This is a genomic window from Amycolatopsis sp. NPDC051102 (genome assembly GCF_040682815.1).
Classification (GTDB): domain Bacteria; phylum Actinomycetota; class Actinomycetes; order Mycobacteriales; family Pseudonocardiaceae; genus Amycolatopsis.
Genome location: NZ_JBFBBT010000007.1, coordinates 256,754 through 272,072, shown reverse-complemented (window position 1 = coordinate 272,072; position 15,319 = coordinate 256,754). Strand labels below are relative to the sequence as shown.

Sequence of the window (15,319 nt, the reverse complement as noted above, 5' to 3'; positions counted from 1 at the left end):
CTTCGAAGACTTTCGACAGAGCGGAGAAGGGCGTGGAGTTCGTGGACTCGTTCGCAGGGGGACATGCCGGCACGGCCACCCGCGCCGTGCGGCCGGCGGTCGCGACGGTCTCTCCCGTCTCCGCCGTCCGCCCCGTCACCCCCGCCGCCGCGGTGGACCCCCGCACCGCGAGCGTCCGCCACTACGAAGGCGGCCAGCTCGTCTGGCGCGTCCAGTGCGGCGACCTGATCAGCCGGGAGCGGGCGGTGACGGTGTTCGTCGAAGACAACCAGGTGGTACTGGTCTCGCCTCCCGGTGAGACCGCGCGGCTGACGTCCGGCCAGCTCGGACAGCTGCGCGCCGCGCTCAACGAAGCCGCCAAGATGGCGGAAAGGTGACGGTGAGCTGACATGGATCAGGTACTCGGGCAGGTCCTCCGCAACGCGGTTTGGGAGCGCCTCGACATGCTGACCGACCTGGCGAACCGCGCCGACGCCCAGTCACTCGTCTCGGTCGCGCGTTCCGAGCTGCCCCGCCTGACGGAGGCGTGGCGCGCAATGCTGAAGATGCACGAGCCCGACGAGCGCGGCGACTGCCCGACCTGCTCGACCCGGTGGCACCGCTGCAAGGCGCCGTGCTCGGTCTGGCAGGTCGCGCACGAACACCTGGTGGCCGGCGGGCTGGCCCCGCAGCAGCAGGCCCCGGCGGACCGCCGGCTGCAGGGCCGTCGCAAAAGCCCGGTGCCGGTGCACCCGGCGCCGCCCACCGCGGCGGAGACCACGGGTCGCCACGCGCTGGTGAACCCGCGCCGAGCGGTCACGGCCTGACCTCGAGACCGGCGAGCGCGCGGCCGGCCGATCGCCCCATCGGACCCGCACCCGTACTCGCCCCGGCCGAGGACTGTTTCGCCCGCACCCCCGAGCAGCGCGAACCAGTCCTCGGCCACCACTCCGGTCCCCTGCGCGATTAATCGAAAAAATTACACGTTAGCCCTAGCCCAGGCAGTAATCGCCCGCTAGATTGATCATCGAAGACGGCGTTGGATCACGGGTCTGGTCCCGCTGTCGCCCCGCCCCTGAGCGGCCCTCGAATTCCGCGGGCCGGTGCCGTTGCACTCCCCTCCCCCGACCGGCACCGGCCCGCGGTTCCACGTCTAGCGAACCGCCTTCACGCGCAGCACGAGCACCGCGGCCAGGAGCGTCGCGATCGCCGAAGCCGCGAAGAGTCCCGAGTAACCGCCGAGGTAGGCGAGCACCAGCGGCGTCACCAGCGGGGCGACCACCTGCGGCAGCGCGTTCGCGATGTTGATGATGCCGAAGTCCTTGGCCCGGTTCTGCGCCGCGGGGAGCACCTGCGTCAACATCGCCAGCGCGACGGCCATGTACGCCCCGAAACCGACGCCGAGCAGCGGGGACGCGGCGAGCGCGACCGGCCAGCTTTGCCAGACGACCAGCAGCAAAGCGGCCAGTGCCATCACTCCGGAGGCCAGCAGGACGTACGGCTTGCGCCGTCCGGACTTGTCGGAGAAGTGCCCGGCGAGCACCGCGCCCGCGACGAGCGCGACGCCGTACAGGCCCATCATGATCAGCAGGCCGTTCTCCGGGTCCGGGTAGTGCACCGCGTCCTGAAGGAAGAACAGCAGGTAGAGCGTGCCGAACGCGTTGCCGAGGTTGATCATGAAGTGGCAGCTCCAGGCCCACGCGAAGTCCGGGTGCTTCCGGGGCGAAACCCAGAAGTCGCGGAGCACCTGGCGCAGCACCCACGGCGGGCGGGACTCGAGCGGCAGCCGCGCGTCCGGGGTCCGGAGCACGAAGAACGCGGCACCGAGCACGACGATCCCCGCGCAGACCGCGTAGGCCGACGGCAGCCCGGCGATGCCGAGCACGACGACGACCACGACCGCGCCCAGCACCGTGCCGAGCATCTGCGCGATGCCGACCAGGCCGCCGACCACGGCCAGCTGCTGCACCGGAACCCGGTCGGGCAAGGCCGCCATGAGCGCGGCGAGCATGCCGTTGAGGCCACCCTGCACGAGGCACCAGCCGATGATCATCACCGGAACCGTCGGGGCCAGCGCCAGCACCGCCAGGCCGCCGGCGGCGACGATCGCGCCGGCGACGGTCCACGGGTGCCGCCGGCCGAACCGGGAGCAGGTCCGGTCGGACAGCAGCCCGATCGCGGGGTTGGCGACCAGCGCCACGGCCGCGCCGAAGCCCATCACCAGCCCGAGCACGGCTTCCTTGTTCGCGGTGTCGAGCAGCTCGGCCTGCTTCGGCAGCAGCACCTGGATCGGCGCGTAGACGCCCAGCCAGAGCGCGATGTTCGCGAAGAACAGCAGCGTCATCCAGCCGGGCCGCACCCGCACGACGGGTTCGGCGAGGGCGTCCGGGACGACCTCGGTGGCTTCACTCATTCCGCACCAGCTTCCGGTACCAGTGGAACGAGTCCTTCGGCGTCCGCCGCAGGGTCTCGTAGTCGACGTGCACCAGGCCGAAGCGCGGCGCGTAACCCTTGGACCATTCGAAATTGTCCATCAGGGACCAGCAGAAGTAGCCACGGACGTCGACCCCGGCGTCCATCGCCTCGCGCAGCGCGACCAGGTGGCTGTGCAGGAAGTCGATGCGTTCGGGATCGTGCACACCGCCGTCTTCGGCGACTTCGTCGGCGAAGCTGCACCCGTTCTCGGTGATCTGGATCGGCGGGAGTTTGTCCTGGTAGCGGGCGTGGAAGTCGAGCAGCAGCTCGCGCAGCGCGTGCGGCACGATCGGCGAGGCGTTGGTCGTCATCGGGTAGCCCTCGACGTCGCGCAGCTCGAAGGGCAGCGGGTTGCCCGGCCCGGGTTTCGCGACACCCTGTGGCTCGTAGTAGTTGATGCCGTAGAAGTCGAGCGGCTGGGCGATGGTCGGGAGGTCGTCGGCGAACCCGGCGGGAAGGTGTCCGTGGAGCTCTTCGGGGTAGCTGCCGAGCAGCACGGGATCGGCGTAGAGCCGGTTGAGCAGGGCGTCGAGCCAGATCGCGGCCTCGTCCGAGTCGTCGTCGGCGGGCCAGACGGGCGAGTGGTTGTTGGCGGTGCCGACGTTCGTGGCCCCGGCCGCGCGCAGGGCCTGGACGGCGAGGCCGTGCGCGAGGTGCTGGTGGTGCGCGGTGGGGATGGCGTCGAGCAGGAGCGTCTTGCCGGGCGCGTACTCGCCGATGCCGTAGCCGAAGATGGACATGACCATGGGCTCGTTGAGCGGAATCCACAGTTTCACCCGATCGGCGAAGCGCTCTCCGATGATCTCGGCGTACTCGGCGAAGCGCCCAGCGGTATCCCGGGAGAGCCAGCCGCCCTCGTCTTCGACGGCTTGCGGGGTGTCCCAGTGGTAGAGCGTGACGGCGGGAGCGATGCCGGCTTCGCAAACGGCGTCGATGAGCTTGTCGTAGAAGCCGAGACCTTCGGGGTTGGGCGAGCCCTTCCCGTCGGGCTGGATGCGGGGCCAGGCGATGGACATCCGGTAGGCGCCGACGCCGAGTTCGGCCATCAGCGCGATGTCTTCGGGGTAGCGGTGGTAGTGGTCGGCGGCTACGTTGGCTTGTTCACCGCGGGCGATCTTGCCTTCGGTGGCGGTGAACGTGTCCCAGATGGACGGTCCGCGCCCACCTTCGCTGGTGGCGCCTTCGATCTGGAACGCAGATGTCGAGACACCCCAGAGGAAGTCGGGCGGGAAGATCGGGTTCTGCACCGGCTGCTGACCCCTTCGTCAGGCCACCCGTACGGGTGAACATGAAAAGTTCTCATATACTAGGTCGTCACTCGTCCGTGGGGAAGCCCGTCGGCACGATAAAGTCCCAGATCAGACGAGGAGGAGCGCCGTGTCCGACATCCAGGCCGCGAAGGTGCCGGCAGAAGCCACCCCCTTACGCCGTCAGCCGGTCCAGCAGCGAAGCGCGAAGCGGGTCGAGCAGATGCTCGACGCCAGCGCGGCGCTGATCGACGAGCTCGGTTACGACGCGCTGACGACGACGTTGATCGCCAAGCGGGCGGGAGTCGCCGTAGGTTCGCTGTACCAGTTCTTCCCGGACAAGCGCGCTGTGGTCCAAGCGCTGACGGCCCGGAACCTCGAGCGTTTCGTGGGCGCGGTGAACGAGCGCCTGAAGCAGCTCGGCCCGGAGCACTGGTGGGACATCGTGGACTCGATCCTCGACATCTACCTGGAGATGCACCGGACGGTCCCGGGATTTTCGAAGGTCCACTTCGGCGACATCATCGACCGGCAGCTCCTCGACGAGACACGCGACAACAACGCCGTGATCGTGGATTCGCTGACCGAGCTGGTGTCGACGCAGGTCGATCGGCCGGTGGAGGACCTGCGGTTCGCGATCGGGATCGCGAACGAGGTGGCGGACGCGCTGCTGAAGCTGGCGTTCCGGAAGGAGCCCAGTGGGGACGAGAAGATCGTCGCCGAGGCCAAGTACGTGGTGAAGGGGTATCTGGCGGCTCGGTTCGGGGAGCAGTCGTAGCTGTCCACAGAAGTTGTCCACAGGTCTTTGTGGCTGTGGACAAGTCGGTGGTTTGGGGCTGGGTTGTCGGTGGGGGCCGATAGACTGGACTTGGGGACGCCCCCCGGGAGGGTGGGGGACGTTTTTCGGGAGTCTCCCCGGGGGCACAGGGGGCGTCGGCCGGAGTGCTCGCCCTGGTGGGGCGGGGGCTGGGCTGCTGTTTTCGCTTGATGCGGCAGAAGCGCGGGTTGATCTGCTCCCTCGGTGCGGGACGTCGGCGAGCGGACCAGGCTGTGTGGGAGCCTCCGGGCTAAACGGACCAAGAGGAGGCTTGCGCGTTTGATGGGCGAACCCATTACCCAGGACCAGCCTGGCGAGATCAGTCCCGGTGACGTCTATGAGGACTGCTCGTTCCACCCCGTCCTGTGCACCTACGTCGACGACGACGAGATCGGTGGCATCTCGTTGATCGATGCCAGCTCTCCGCGGGCTTGCTCGCTCAGCGGCTGCGCCGTCATCAAGCTCTCCATCGACGATGTGATCGCCGCGAACGCCGACTGGCCTGCCTACCTTGCCCGCCGCAAGAGGGAGTTCGGCGTCTGAGTTCAGCCGAAGTTCTGGTGCTCGCCCCGGTACGTCGGGACCGTGCGTTCCACTTGGTCGCCGTTGATGAGGTGGTAGTGGGTGAAGCGCTCGGCCAGCTCGCCCGCCTTTGCGTGACGCAGCCACACGCGGTCGCCCAGCTTCAGACTGCGGGCCGCGCGGCCCGTCACCGGTGTCTGGACTTCGCCCGCTCCCTCGAAACCCAGGAACTTCAAGCCCGCCGGCAAGTACGGCTGCGGCTGACGCGAAGGACCCGTTGGGCCCGAAGCGATGTAGCCGCCCGAAAAGAGCGTTGCGATCTTGCGGGTCGGGCGGCGGACCACCGGCAGTGCGAACAACGCTGCCGGGCGGGGCTTGAACCGGGTGTAGCCGTCGAACAGTGTTGGGCCGATCAAGCCCGAGCCCGCCGCTATCTCCGTCACCACCGCGTCCGCGCCCGTTGACTCCAGGCTGCCCGTTCCTCCGCCGTTGATGAACTCCAGGTCCGTCACCTCGCGGACCGCTCGGACCACTTCGCCGCGGCGGCGGGCCAGCTCGGCCGCCGACCTGCGTTGCATCCAGCCCACCAGTGCCTGGTTCAGGCGGCGGCCCGCCGCGTCGCCCAGGCCCGCTATCTGGCCCTCGTACGCCATCACGCCCACCAGGCGGAAACCCGGGCGGGCCACGATCTGGCGGGCGAACGCCGACGCCTGCTTCGGGGTGAACACCGGTGACCGCCGCGTGCCGACGTGGACTCCCGGGAGAGGGCGCCAAGATGCGTCCAGCTCCAGGCACACGCGGATCTCCGGGTGGCCGTGGCCGAGTGCGGCGTCCACCAGATCCAGGTGCGCGACCGAGTCCACCATGATCGCGATCGATGCGCGGGCGCGCTCGGAGGCGGCCAGGCGGCGGAGGGCTTCGTGGTCCGCCGTCGGGTAGGCGACGACGATGTCATCGGTCGTGTCCTGCTCGATGTGCCAGACCGCTTCCGCCAGCGAGTAGCACATCAGGCCCTCGAAACCCGGCATCGCCAGCGCCCGCTCCAGCAGCGCGCGGCAGCGCACGGACTTGCTCACGACGCGGATCGGCTTGCCCGCCGCCCGGCGGCGGAGGTCTTCGGCGTTCGCGTCGAAGGCAGCCAGGTCGACCACCGCCAAGGGCGGGTCGAGATCTTTGGTCGCCAAGTCGTACACCGTCGCACTGGTCACGAGGTCTAAAGTACGACACGAAGGCTTGAAACGCGAATACTATTCACTTACTGTTTCGGGCACTCGACGACGAAGGGTGCGCGCATGACCCGGTGGACCAACTGGGCGGGCACGGCGTCCGCCTCGCCGCAACACGTTCACCAGCCGCGCAGCGCGGCTGAGATCGCGGCGGTCGTCGAAAGCGTCGCCGGCGCCGGCCGCACCGTGCGCCCCTGGGGCAGCGGGCACTCCTTCACCGCGATCGCCGTCGCCGATTCCGACGCGCTCGACCTGCGGCACTGGACCGGCGTCGAGCGCGTCGACCTCGAAACCGGGCACGTCACCGTCCGCTCGGGCACGACGATCCGGGAGCTCAACGCCGCCCTCGACGCGCTCGGGCTGGCCATGACCAACCTCGGTGACATCGACGCGCAGACCATCGCCGGCGCGATTTCCACCGGGACCCACGGCACCGGCGCGAAACTCGGCGGTATCGCCACGCAGATCGCCGCGCTCGAACTCGTGCTCGCCGACGGCTCGGTCGTCACCTGCTCGGCCGAGGAAAAGCCCGACCTCTTCGCCGCCGCCCGCGTCGGCCTGGGCGCGCTCGGCGTGATCACCACCGTGACGCTCAAGTGCGAGCCGTCGTTCTTCCTCCGCGCCCAGGAACGGCCGGAGCCGCTGGAGCAGGTCCTCGAGGGCTTCCACGACTTCGCCGCCGAGAACGACCACTTCGAGTTCTACTGGTTCCCGTACGGCAAGAACGCCCTGGTCAAGCGCAACAACCGGTGCGAGACCGCGCAGCCGTTGAGCAAGGTCCGCGAGTTCGTCGACTACCGGATCATGGAAAACGTCGCCTTCGGTGGCCTCTGCCGGACCGGGCGGCTGATGCCGCGGCTCGTGCCGTCGCTCGGCAGCTTCGCCTCGAACGTCCTGTCCGCGCGTGAGTACAGCGACGTCTCCCACCGCGTCTTCGTCACCGCGCGCAATGTCCGCTTCACCGAAACGGAATACGCTGTTCCACGTGAATCAGTGCTCGACGTGCTCGCCGAACTACGCGCTGTGGTGCCGACGCTGAAGGACCCGGTGATGTTCCCGGTCGAGGTGCGGGTTGCCGCAGCCGACGACATCTGGCTGTCGACCGCGCAGGGCCGCGACTCCGCCTACATCGCCATCCACCAGTTCGTCGGCATGCCCTACCGCGAGTACTTCGGCGCGTTCGAGAAGATCGCCGGCGCCGTCGGCGGCCGCCCGCACTGGGGCAAGATGCACGACCTCGACGCCGGCGTCCTGCGCTCGCGCTACCCGCACTTCGACGACTTCCTGCGCGTGCGCAAGGAAACCGACCCCAACGGCGTCTTCACGAACACCTATCTGGACCGCGTGCTCGGCTCCGTCGGCTAGAAGAGCGCCGACACCGATTCGCCGTTGTGGATCCGGCGGATCGCTTCGGCCATCGCCGGCGCGATCGACAGGATCTTCAGCTTTTCGGTGCGCTCTTCCTCGGGCACCGGGACGGTGTTGGTGCAGACGATCTCCAGCACCTCGGGCCGGCTGCCGATGCGCTCGATGGCCTTCGCCGCGAACAGCCCGTGCGTGCACGCGACGCGGATCGAGCGCGGGTGGAGTTCGGCGAGCCGGTCCAGCAGCTCCAGCACCGTGCTGCCCTTGGCGATCTCGTCGTCGAGCACGATCACGTCCCGGTCGGTGATCTCGCCGATCACCGACGTGATCTGGACGCGGTCGTCCGGGAAGCGTTCCTTCGCCCCGGCCGCGACCTGGACGCCGAGGAGCCGCGCGAAGTGCGACGCCTCCTTCGCGTTGCCCAGGTCGGGCGAGACGACGGTGGCGCGCGAGAGGTCGTACTGGCGGAAGTGCCTGGCCAGCTCCTGCAGCGCGTGAAGGTGGTCGACCGGGACGCTGAAGAAGCCGTGCACCTGCGGCGAGTGCAGGGTCATCGCCAGCACGCGGCTCGCGCCGGCGGTCACCAGCAGGTCGGCGACCAGGCGGCCGCCGATCGAGATGCGCGGTGCGTCCTTCTTGTCCGAGCGCGCGTACGAATAGTGCGGCATCACGGCGGTGATGCGCGACGCCGAGGCGCCGCGGGCCGCGTCGAGCATCAGCAGCAGCTCGACGAGGTGCTCCTGGACCGGCTTGACCAGCGGCTGGATGATGAAGACATCCCGTTCGCGGCAGTTCGCCTGCAGCTGCACCTCGAGGCAGTCGTTGGCGAACCGCTGGATTTCGACCGGCCGCAGCGGTACGCCGAGGTGCTGGCAGATCTCTTCGGCCAGCTCGGGGTGGGCGCTGCCGCTGAAGACGGCGATTTCTCTCGATGCCTGGGTGATCACAGCGCTGCGATCGCTTCGCCGATGGCTTCCTCGCCCGAGATCAGCGTGAGGGTGCGGTGCACCGAAGCCGGTGTCTCGAGCAGGCCGACGAGCACCGCGGCGACGTCGTCGCGCGGGATCGGGCCGCGGCCGGCGTCCTCGGCCAGCAGCACCAGGCCGGTGCCGGGGTCGTCGGTCAGCTGCCCCGGCCGGAGGATCGTCCAATCGAGATCGCGGGCCTTCAGGTCGTCTTCCGCCGCGCGCTTGGCGCGCAGGTAGTGCCGGAACTCTTCGGTGACGTTCGGGTTCTCCGGGTTGTCGGCGCCGATGGAGCCGACCTGGACGTGCCGCCGGACGCCGGCCCGCTCGGCCGCTTCGGCGAACAGCGCCGCCGCGCCACGGTCCACAGTGTCCTTGCGGGCGGTGCCGCTGCCCGGCCCGGCGCCCGCGGCGAACACCGCGGCGTCGGCGCCCTTCAGCACCTCGGCGACGGCGTCGACCGTGGAGTTCTCCAGGTCGAGCACGACGGCTTGGGCGCCGGCGGCTTCGAGATCCGCCGCGTGGGCGGGGTTGCGGATGATCCCGACGGCTTCGTCACCGCGCGCGGCGAGCAGCCGCTCGAGCCGCAGTGCGATCTGACCGTGTCCACCTGCAATGACGACTCGCATGAGCCGACCCTATCCCGCTGCGAAGGCGCCTGTCAGTCGAGCGACGCGGGGACCTCGGCGGTGCGGAGGAGGTGGTCGTAGACCAGCTCGTTGACCAGGCGGGACACCGGGTCCTCGGCCAGCACGACGCGCTCGGTGCGGCCCTCGAGGTCGAGGTCGACGACCGCGTTCGGGTCGGCGGTCACGACGGCGAGGCCGTACGCGCGGGCGCGCGGCAGGCAGTTGCCGACGTAGTCCTCGGTCAGCACGGCCGGGGACGGGAGGACCATCGCGGCCTCGCCGTAGCGGGCGAACGGAACCGCGGAGGCCATCGCGGTGCGCCAGTGGCGCGCGACGGCCAGGACGCCGACGATCTCGGCGGCCGGGGCGGGGGCGGTTCCGGCCAGCTCCGGCCAGGTCCAGGTGTCGACGGTGGCGCGGTCGGCCACCGGGCCGGCACCCATCGCGATGCGTTCGGCGTGCACGTCGGTGCGGAGCTTGGCGACCACGCAGACCTTGCGGCCGAGGATGGTGGTCTCGGGGAGCACGACGCCGTTCCAGCCCAGCTGGGCGGCGGCGACGCGGGCGAGCTCGTCGACGCTCGCGGGGAGCTCGATCGGCGGCACCACGCGGCTCGGCATCGACCGGCTGCGCTGCGCGCCACCGGCGACCGTCGAGCGCTCGGTGTTCTGAGGTGTAGCCGCCACGAGTCCGCCTCCTTCTAACCTGCACCGCTTCGTGACCGGGGGAAACCGGCACCTCACTTGTCTAACAGCGCGGCGGCGCGGCGTCGCCGGGTAGTGCGAGTGGCTGCGATCGGCGGCGGCCAGCGGTCGATGACCGGTCGGTAGGCGGTCATCGGACTTCGGTCGAACGGTGCGGCCAACCGAGTGAGAGCGAGTTGAGTGGCATTACCGTCCGACGGCATCCGATTACCCCGCGCAGAAGGGGCGAAACGACGATCACCCGGCTGTGGCTAGCCCGTTCGGCGCAAACCGGCGCTGTTCCACAGTGGACGCAGGCCGCTGAGCTGCGGTTGTCCGCCGTCACCCACACGGCGGTGACTTGCGCCGCAGCGGTCCCGCGCGCGCCGGACTAAAGTTACCCGCGAGTTACTTAGCCGCCGCCTTGGAGGACCGATGCGCTCCCCGAAGGACTTCTTCGCCCCGCTCGCCCTGGGCGCGCCCGCACCCGTGCGGGAGATCCCGGTGACGCCGTCCCGGATGATCCACTTCTTCGACCCGGGCAACGAGAAGATGGCGGCCAAGGTGCCGGACATCGCGAAGAAGGTCGACGTCCTGCTCGGCAACCTCGAGGACGCCGTCCGCGCCGACCGCAAGGAGGCGGCGCGCGCCGGGCTGGTCGCGATCGCCAAGGCGAACGACTTCGGGAAGACGCAGCTGTGGACGCGCGTCAACAGCCTGGACTCGCCGTGGGTGCTGGACGACCTGATCACGCTGGTCACCGAGATCGGCGACAAGCTCGACGTGATCATGGTGCCGAAGGTCGAAGGCGCGCAGGACATCCACTACGTCGACCGCCTGCTGGCCCAGCTCGAAGCACGCGCCGGCCTGACGAAGCCGTTGCTGGTGCACGCGATCCTCGAGACGGCGAGCGGCGTGGCCAATGTGGAGGAGATCGCCGGCGCCAGCCCGCGCATGCAGGGCATCTCGCTCGGCCCGGCAGACCTGGCCGCGAGCCGCCGGATGAAGACGACCCGCGTCGGCGGCGGGCACCCGGGCTACCTGGTGCGGACCGACCCCACCGGCGACGACCTGAACGCGGGCCGGACGACCTACCAGCAGGACCTCTGGCACTACACGGTCGCGCGGATGGTGGACGCGTGCGCGATGCACGGGATCCTGCCGTACTACGGGCCGTTCGGGGACATCCGCGACGTCGTCGCGTGCGAGGACCAGTTCCGCAACGCGTTCCTGCTCGGCTGCGTCGGCGCGTGGAGCCTGCACCCGGTGCAGATCGACATCGCGAAGAAGGTGTTCTCGCCTTCGCCGTCCGATGTGGCCTGGGCGCGGCGCGTCATCGCGGAGATGGGTGACGGCACGGGCGCGGTGATGATCGACGGGAAGATGCAGGACGACGCGTCGGTGAAGCAGTGCCGCGTGGTCGCGGAGCTGGCCGACGCACTGGCGGCGGACGACCCCGAACTCGCCGCGGCCTACGACGCGGCCACCAAGGAGGTCCTCGGATGACCGAGCTGAAGCCGAGGCGGTCCGTCCTCTACATGCCCGGCGCGAACGAGCGCGCGCTGGAGAAGGCCAAGACGATCCCCGCGGACGCGCTGATCCTCGACCTCGAGGACGCCGTCGCGCCGGACGCGAAGGAAGCGGCGCGGGAACGCGTGTGCGCGGCCATCGGGAACTACGGCGAGCGCGAGGTGACGATCCGGGTGAACGGCCTGGACACCGAGTGGCACGACGCCGACCTGCGCGCGGCCGCCTCGGCGGGGCCCGCCGCGGTGGTCGTGCCGAAGGTGAACTCGGCGTCCGAAGTGCACAACATCGAGCGCGCGCTGGAGCTCGGCGGCGCGCCGGACCACACGAAGATCTGGGCGATGGTCGAGACGCCGGTCGCGATGCTGCACGCCGAGGAGATCGCGGCGGCGTCGGAGCGGCTGACCGTGCTGGTGATGGGCACGAACGACCTGGCCAAGGAGCTGCACGCGGAGTTCGTCCCGGGCCGCGGCCCGCTGCTCGGCGGGCTGTCGCTGTGCCTGCTGGCCGCGCGCGCCACCGGCAAGGTGATCCTCGACGGCGTCTACAACGACGTGAAGGACCTCGAGGGGTTCGAGGCGGAGTGCGTCCAGGGCCGCCAGTACGGCTTCGACGGCAAGACGCTGATCCACCCGGCCCAGGTGGTGCCGTGCAACCGGATCTTCGCGCCGTCCGAAGAGGAGATCGACCGGTCGCGGCGGATCATCGAGGCCTTCGAGGAAGCCAAGGCGGCCGGCAAGGGCGTGGTCACTGTGGACGGCCGAATGATCGAAAACCTGCACGTCGACAACGCGCGGCGGGTGCTGGCGCTCGCCGAGGCGGTGGGTTCCTAGCCCGCGCGGAACGCCTCGGTCAGCAGGGCCAGTTCGGCACGGGACCGGCCGACACCCCGGGTGCTCGCAGGCCCGTTGGCGTACCGGACGCCGTCGTGGACGCGCCAGGTGGCCGACGGCCAGTAGCCCCAGCCCTCGATGAGGTCGGCGGCCAGGCCGGTCCGGCCCGCCACCGGAAGCCGTCCAGGTAACCCGGGATGTGCACGGCTCAGGCTAGCGATGTGGTCACTTCGGCAGGTCGTCCGTCCACTCGGCACTGACCGCGTACGTGTGCCCCTTCGTGTCCGTGGCCGGTTTGCCGTCCGGGCCCAGGAACACCGATGCCCCGTCGACCTGGCCGGTCTCCGGGTCGACGACGAGGCGGCCGCCGCCCGGGAGCTGGACGCCCTTGCCGTCGGGGGCCGCGTGCACGCCCGGGTCGGCGGCGATCGCGCGGAACGCCGCCGCCCGGACCGCCGGGGGTGACGGCACCACGGAGACCAGGTCGATCAACGACTGGAGGACCGCCGTGTCCCGCTGGTTCGCGGGCATCCCGTGCCGGGTCAGTCCTTCCACGAGCCACTTCCGCAGCGCCGCCGGATCCGCGGGCAGCGCCAGGATCCCGCTGATCGTGACGTCGTCGTCGCCGTTCAGGCGGATGGGCCGCGGGCGGGGCTGGGGCACGGCTTTGCCGTGGGTCTTCGCGTCGCGGTACCACTCGTGCCCGTCGACGGTGTTCCAGTACTCCCAGGTTTCCTTGCCCACCTTCGTCGTCGAGTGCCAGTACTTGCCGGTCCCGACATCGGCGCGCTCGGCGACGGTGGCCGCCGCCAGCAGGACCCGCTGCCCGGCGTCGACCGGCGCGACCGCCTGCGGAGGTGGCGGTGGGGCCGGAGTCGCGGGCAGGGTCGTCACGACCACCGCGGCGGCGGCTGCGGCGGCCACGACACCGATGCCGATCGCCAGCGGGCGAACCCGGCGGCGGGGCGCGCCGAGCATCCGGTTCTGCAGCCGGTGCCGGCTCCGGTCGACGACGTCCTGGGCGGGCTCGGCCGTCACCAGCGCGGCCCGCAGGGTCTGCAGGTCATTCATCGGAAGCCTCCTGGGAAAGAACGGGGTTGAGCTTCTTGCGGGCGCGGTTGAGCCGGGAGCCGACCGTGCCAGGGGAGATGCCGAGGGCTTCGGCGACCTCCGCGTAGCCGAGATCGCCGAGCGCGACGAGCAGCAGGACGTCGCGTTCACCGGCGGAAAGGCGGGCCAGCGCCTTGCCCACCCGCGCGGCCGCGACTGAATCGACGACGCGGTTCTCGGGCCCTTCGGTGGTTTCGCGTGGGTCGAGACGCGAGAGGGCGCGGTAGTGCCGGGCCTCCTTGCGGCGGTGGCGGGACACCAGGTTCGTCGCGATGCCGAACAGCCAGGCACGCACGTCGCCGCGGCCGGCGTCGAACGTCTTCCGCCGGTCGAAGGCGACGAGGAACGTCTCCGCGGCGACGTCCTCCGCGGCCTGCGCGCCGAGCCGGCCGGCGACGTAGCGGTAGATGTCCGCGAAGTGGCGGTCGTGCACGTCGGTGAACCGCTCGAGGCCGATCGCCGGGGCCGCCGTCACGGGGCTGCCTCTGTCATGCGGTTCCTTCCCTTCGGCGACAGTCACACCACCACTTCGCCGGAGGTCCGGAACTTCTTCCCTACCCCACTGGCCAGGGGCGCTGCGGCGGGCGGAGCCGCTCGTAGGCCGCGGCGACGCGGAGGACGCCGAGGTCGTCGAAGCGGCGGCCGGCGATCTGGAGGCCGATCGGGCGGCCGTCGTCGGTGTAGCCGCAGTTCAGCGAGACCGCGGGCTGGCCGGACATGTTGTACGGCACGGTGAACGCGATGTGCTCGAACGGGCGGGCCGGGTCGTTCGTCGGGGACGCCCACTCCGCCGGCGGCGCCGCGACCGGGCAGGTCGGCGACAGCACGAAGTCGAACGCCGAGGTCGCGCGCAGGGCGGCCACGCTCATCACGTCGATCTGGGCGAAGCCGCGGTAGACGGCCACCCCGGACGCGTCCGCGCCGCCCGCCGCCCAGTCCGCGATGTACGGCAGGACCTTCGCGCGGCGCTCCGGCGGCAGGGCCGCCGTGTCCGACCAGGCACGGGTGCGCCAGAACGTGTCGAGACCGTCGAGCATCTCGCGGGTCAGGAACGGCTCGACCGGCTCGACGATCGCGCCCGCGGCTTCGAACGCGCGGGCCGCCGCGGCGACGGCGTCCGCGATCACCGGGTCCACCGGGAGGCCCGGACCGGACTCCAGCTGCAGGCCGACGCGCAGGCCGGCCACGGCGAGATCGAGCGACGACCAGTCGAACTCGGCCGGCGGCAGGCACAGGTGGTCACGCTCGTCCGGACGCGAGAGCACGCTCATCAGCAACGCCGTGTCCGCGACCGTGCGGGTCATCGGGCCGGCGACGCGGCCGAGGAACGGCGGGTGGACCGGCACCCGCCCGAAGCTCGGTTTCAGCCCGACCAGGCCGCACCAGCCCGCCGGCAACCGGATCGAGCCGCCGATGTCCGTGCCGACGTGCAGCGGGCCGTAGCCCGCGGCGGCCGCGGCGCCGGCGCCCGCGCTCGAGCCGCCGGGCGTGGCCGAAGGCTGCCAGGGGTTGCGGGCCGTGGCGTGGAAGCTCGACAGCCCGGACGTCAGCATCCCGTAGTCCGGCATGGTCGTCTTGGCCAGCAGGACGCCGCCGGACTCGCGGACGCGGGCGGCCGCCGGGGCGTCCTCGGCGGCCGGGACCAGCTCCGTGGCCGCGGTGCCCAGCGGGACCGGCGTGCCGCGGGTCGCGATGTTCTCCTTCAACGTGAGCGGGACGCCGTCGATCGCGCCCAGCGGTTCGCCCGATCCCCAGCGCGCTTCGGACGCCTTCGCGGTGTCGAGAGCGCCTGACGGGTCGTACGCGTACAACGCGTGCAGCTCCGGCTCTCGCGCTTCGATGCGGGCGAGAACGGCTTCGGTCACCTCGACCGGCGAGAGCGTCTTCGCGCGGTACTGCGCCACGAGCTCGACGGCGGTCAGGTCGGGCAGCTCGGTCATG

General features: G+C 70.6%; 17 protein-coding genes. 7 read left to right on the top strand and 10 right to left on the bottom strand.

Annotated elements, in window-relative coordinates:
- Positions 1-32: 32 nt before the first annotated feature.
- The gene (locus AB0M93_RS22175) at positions 33-377 is read left to right on the top strand and encodes a hypothetical protein (RefSeq protein WP_003069007.1); all 345 of its coding nucleotides are present in this window, start codon (positions 33-35) and stop codon (positions 375-377) included.
- 12 nt (positions 378-389) lie between these two features.
- Positions 390-806, top strand: coding sequence for a hypothetical protein (locus AB0M93_RS22170; RefSeq protein WP_364244746.1), 417 nt, complete (start codon positions 390-392; stop codon positions 804-806).
- Between the two features lie 326 nt (positions 807-1,132).
- On the opposite strand, the gene AB0M93_RS22165 is transcribed toward AB0M93_RS22170, so the two are convergent.
- Together AB0M93_RS22165 and AB0M93_RS22160 are read right to left on the bottom strand one after the other, a co-directional pair.
- The gene (locus AB0M93_RS22165; RefSeq protein WP_364276054.1) at positions 1,133-2,392 is read right to left on the bottom strand and encodes an MFS transporter; all 1,260 of its coding nucleotides are present in this window, start codon (positions 2,390-2,392) and stop codon (positions 1,133-1,135) included.
- Positions 2,385-3,701, bottom strand: a complete 1,317-nt coding sequence (locus AB0M93_RS22160; RefSeq protein ID WP_364276053.1) for a GH1 family beta-glucosidase — start codon at positions 3,699-3,701, stop codon at positions 2,385-2,387. The genes AB0M93_RS22165 and AB0M93_RS22160 overlap by 8 nt, the downstream gene beginning before the upstream one ends.
- Positions 3,702-3,831: 130 nt before the next feature.
- Here AB0M93_RS22160 and AB0M93_RS22155 point away from each other — a divergent pair, with 130 nt between their 5' ends.
- Together AB0M93_RS22155 and AB0M93_RS22150 are read left to right on the top strand one after the other, a co-directional pair.
- Positions 3,832-4,479, top strand: a complete 648-nt coding sequence (locus tag AB0M93_RS22155; RefSeq protein WP_364276052.1) for a TetR family transcriptional regulator — start codon at positions 3,832-3,834, stop codon at positions 4,477-4,479.
- 321 nt (positions 4,480-4,800) lie between these two features.
- Positions 4,801-5,061 (top strand): hypothetical protein, encoded by a 261-nt coding sequence (locus tag AB0M93_RS22150; protein ID WP_364276051.1) that lies wholly within the window; start codon positions 4,801-4,803, stop codon positions 5,059-5,061.
- 2 nt (positions 5,062-5,063) lie between these two features.
- Here AB0M93_RS22150 and AB0M93_RS22145 read toward each other — a convergent pair whose 3' ends face one another.
- Complete coding sequence (locus AB0M93_RS22145; protein WP_364276050.1) at positions 5,064-6,248, bottom strand: amino acid deaminase/aldolase; 1,185 nt, start codon at positions 6,246-6,248, stop codon at positions 5,064-5,066.
- A gap of 84 nt (positions 6,249-6,332) precedes the next feature.
- On the opposite strand from AB0M93_RS22145, the gene AB0M93_RS22140 reads away from it, so the two are divergent.
- A complete protein-coding gene (locus tag AB0M93_RS22140) occupies positions 6,333-7,631 on the top strand; it encodes a D-arabinono-1,4-lactone oxidase (protein ID WP_364276049.1) in 1,299 nt (432 codons plus the stop codon).
- Here the strand turns inward: AB0M93_RS22140 and AB0M93_RS22135 are convergent.
- From AB0M93_RS22135 to AB0M93_RS22125, 3 genes are read right to left on the bottom strand one after another with little or no spacing between them, the layout of a single operon-like run.
- Positions 7,628-8,578: a ribose-phosphate pyrophosphokinase gene (locus tag AB0M93_RS22135; protein ID WP_364276048.1), complete on the bottom strand. Its 951-nt coding sequence runs from the start codon at positions 8,576-8,578 to the stop codon at positions 7,628-7,630. The two genes, AB0M93_RS22140 and AB0M93_RS22135, sit on opposite strands and share 4 nt — an antisense overlap.
- Entirely contained in the window at positions 8,575-9,225 is a 651-nt protein-coding gene (locus tag AB0M93_RS22130) for an NAD(P)H-binding protein (RefSeq protein ID WP_364276047.1), read from the bottom strand. The genes AB0M93_RS22135 and AB0M93_RS22130 overlap by 4 nt, the downstream gene beginning before the upstream one ends.
- Positions 9,226-9,257: 32 nt before the next feature.
- Positions 9,258-9,911, bottom strand: coding sequence for a hypothetical protein (locus tag AB0M93_RS22125; protein ID WP_364276046.1), 654 nt, complete (start codon positions 9,909-9,911; stop codon positions 9,258-9,260).
- Between the two features lie 432 nt (positions 9,912-10,343).
- Here AB0M93_RS22125 and AB0M93_RS22120 point away from each other — a divergent pair, with 432 nt between their 5' ends.
- Both AB0M93_RS22120 and AB0M93_RS22115 read left to right on the top strand, forming a co-directional pair.
- A complete protein-coding gene (locus AB0M93_RS22120; RefSeq protein ID WP_364276045.1) occupies positions 10,344-11,414 on the top strand; it encodes a CoA ester lyase in 1,071 nt (356 codons plus the stop codon).
- Positions 11,411-12,268: a CoA ester lyase gene (locus tag AB0M93_RS22115; RefSeq protein WP_364276044.1), complete on the top strand. Its 858-nt coding sequence runs from the start codon at positions 11,411-11,413 to the stop codon at positions 12,266-12,268. Before AB0M93_RS22120 ends, AB0M93_RS22115 begins: the two co-directional genes overlap by 4 nt.
- Here AB0M93_RS22115 and AB0M93_RS22110 read toward each other — a convergent pair.
- The 4 genes from AB0M93_RS22110 to AB0M93_RS22095 form a co-directional block, all read right to left on the bottom strand.
- Positions 12,265-12,441 (bottom strand): hypothetical protein, encoded by a 177-nt coding sequence (locus tag AB0M93_RS22110; RefSeq protein WP_364276043.1) that lies wholly within the window; start codon positions 12,439-12,441, stop codon positions 12,265-12,267. The two genes, AB0M93_RS22115 and AB0M93_RS22110, sit on opposite strands and share 4 nt — an antisense overlap.
- A 52-nt stretch (positions 12,442-12,493) precedes the next feature.
- Positions 12,494-13,339: a CU044_5270 family protein gene (locus tag AB0M93_RS22105; protein ID WP_364276042.1), complete on the bottom strand. Its 846-nt coding sequence runs from the start codon at positions 13,337-13,339 to the stop codon at positions 12,494-12,496.
- A complete protein-coding gene (locus AB0M93_RS22100) occupies positions 13,332-13,853 on the bottom strand; it encodes a sigma-70 family RNA polymerase sigma factor (protein WP_364276041.1) in 522 nt (173 codons plus the stop codon). The genes AB0M93_RS22105 and AB0M93_RS22100 overlap by 8 nt, the downstream gene beginning before the upstream one ends.
- Positions 13,854-13,932: 79 nt before the next feature.
- Positions 13,933-15,318, bottom strand: coding sequence for an amidase (locus AB0M93_RS22095; protein WP_364276040.1), 1,386 nt, complete (start codon positions 15,316-15,318; stop codon positions 13,933-13,935).
- Position 15,319: the final 1 nt, after the last annotated feature.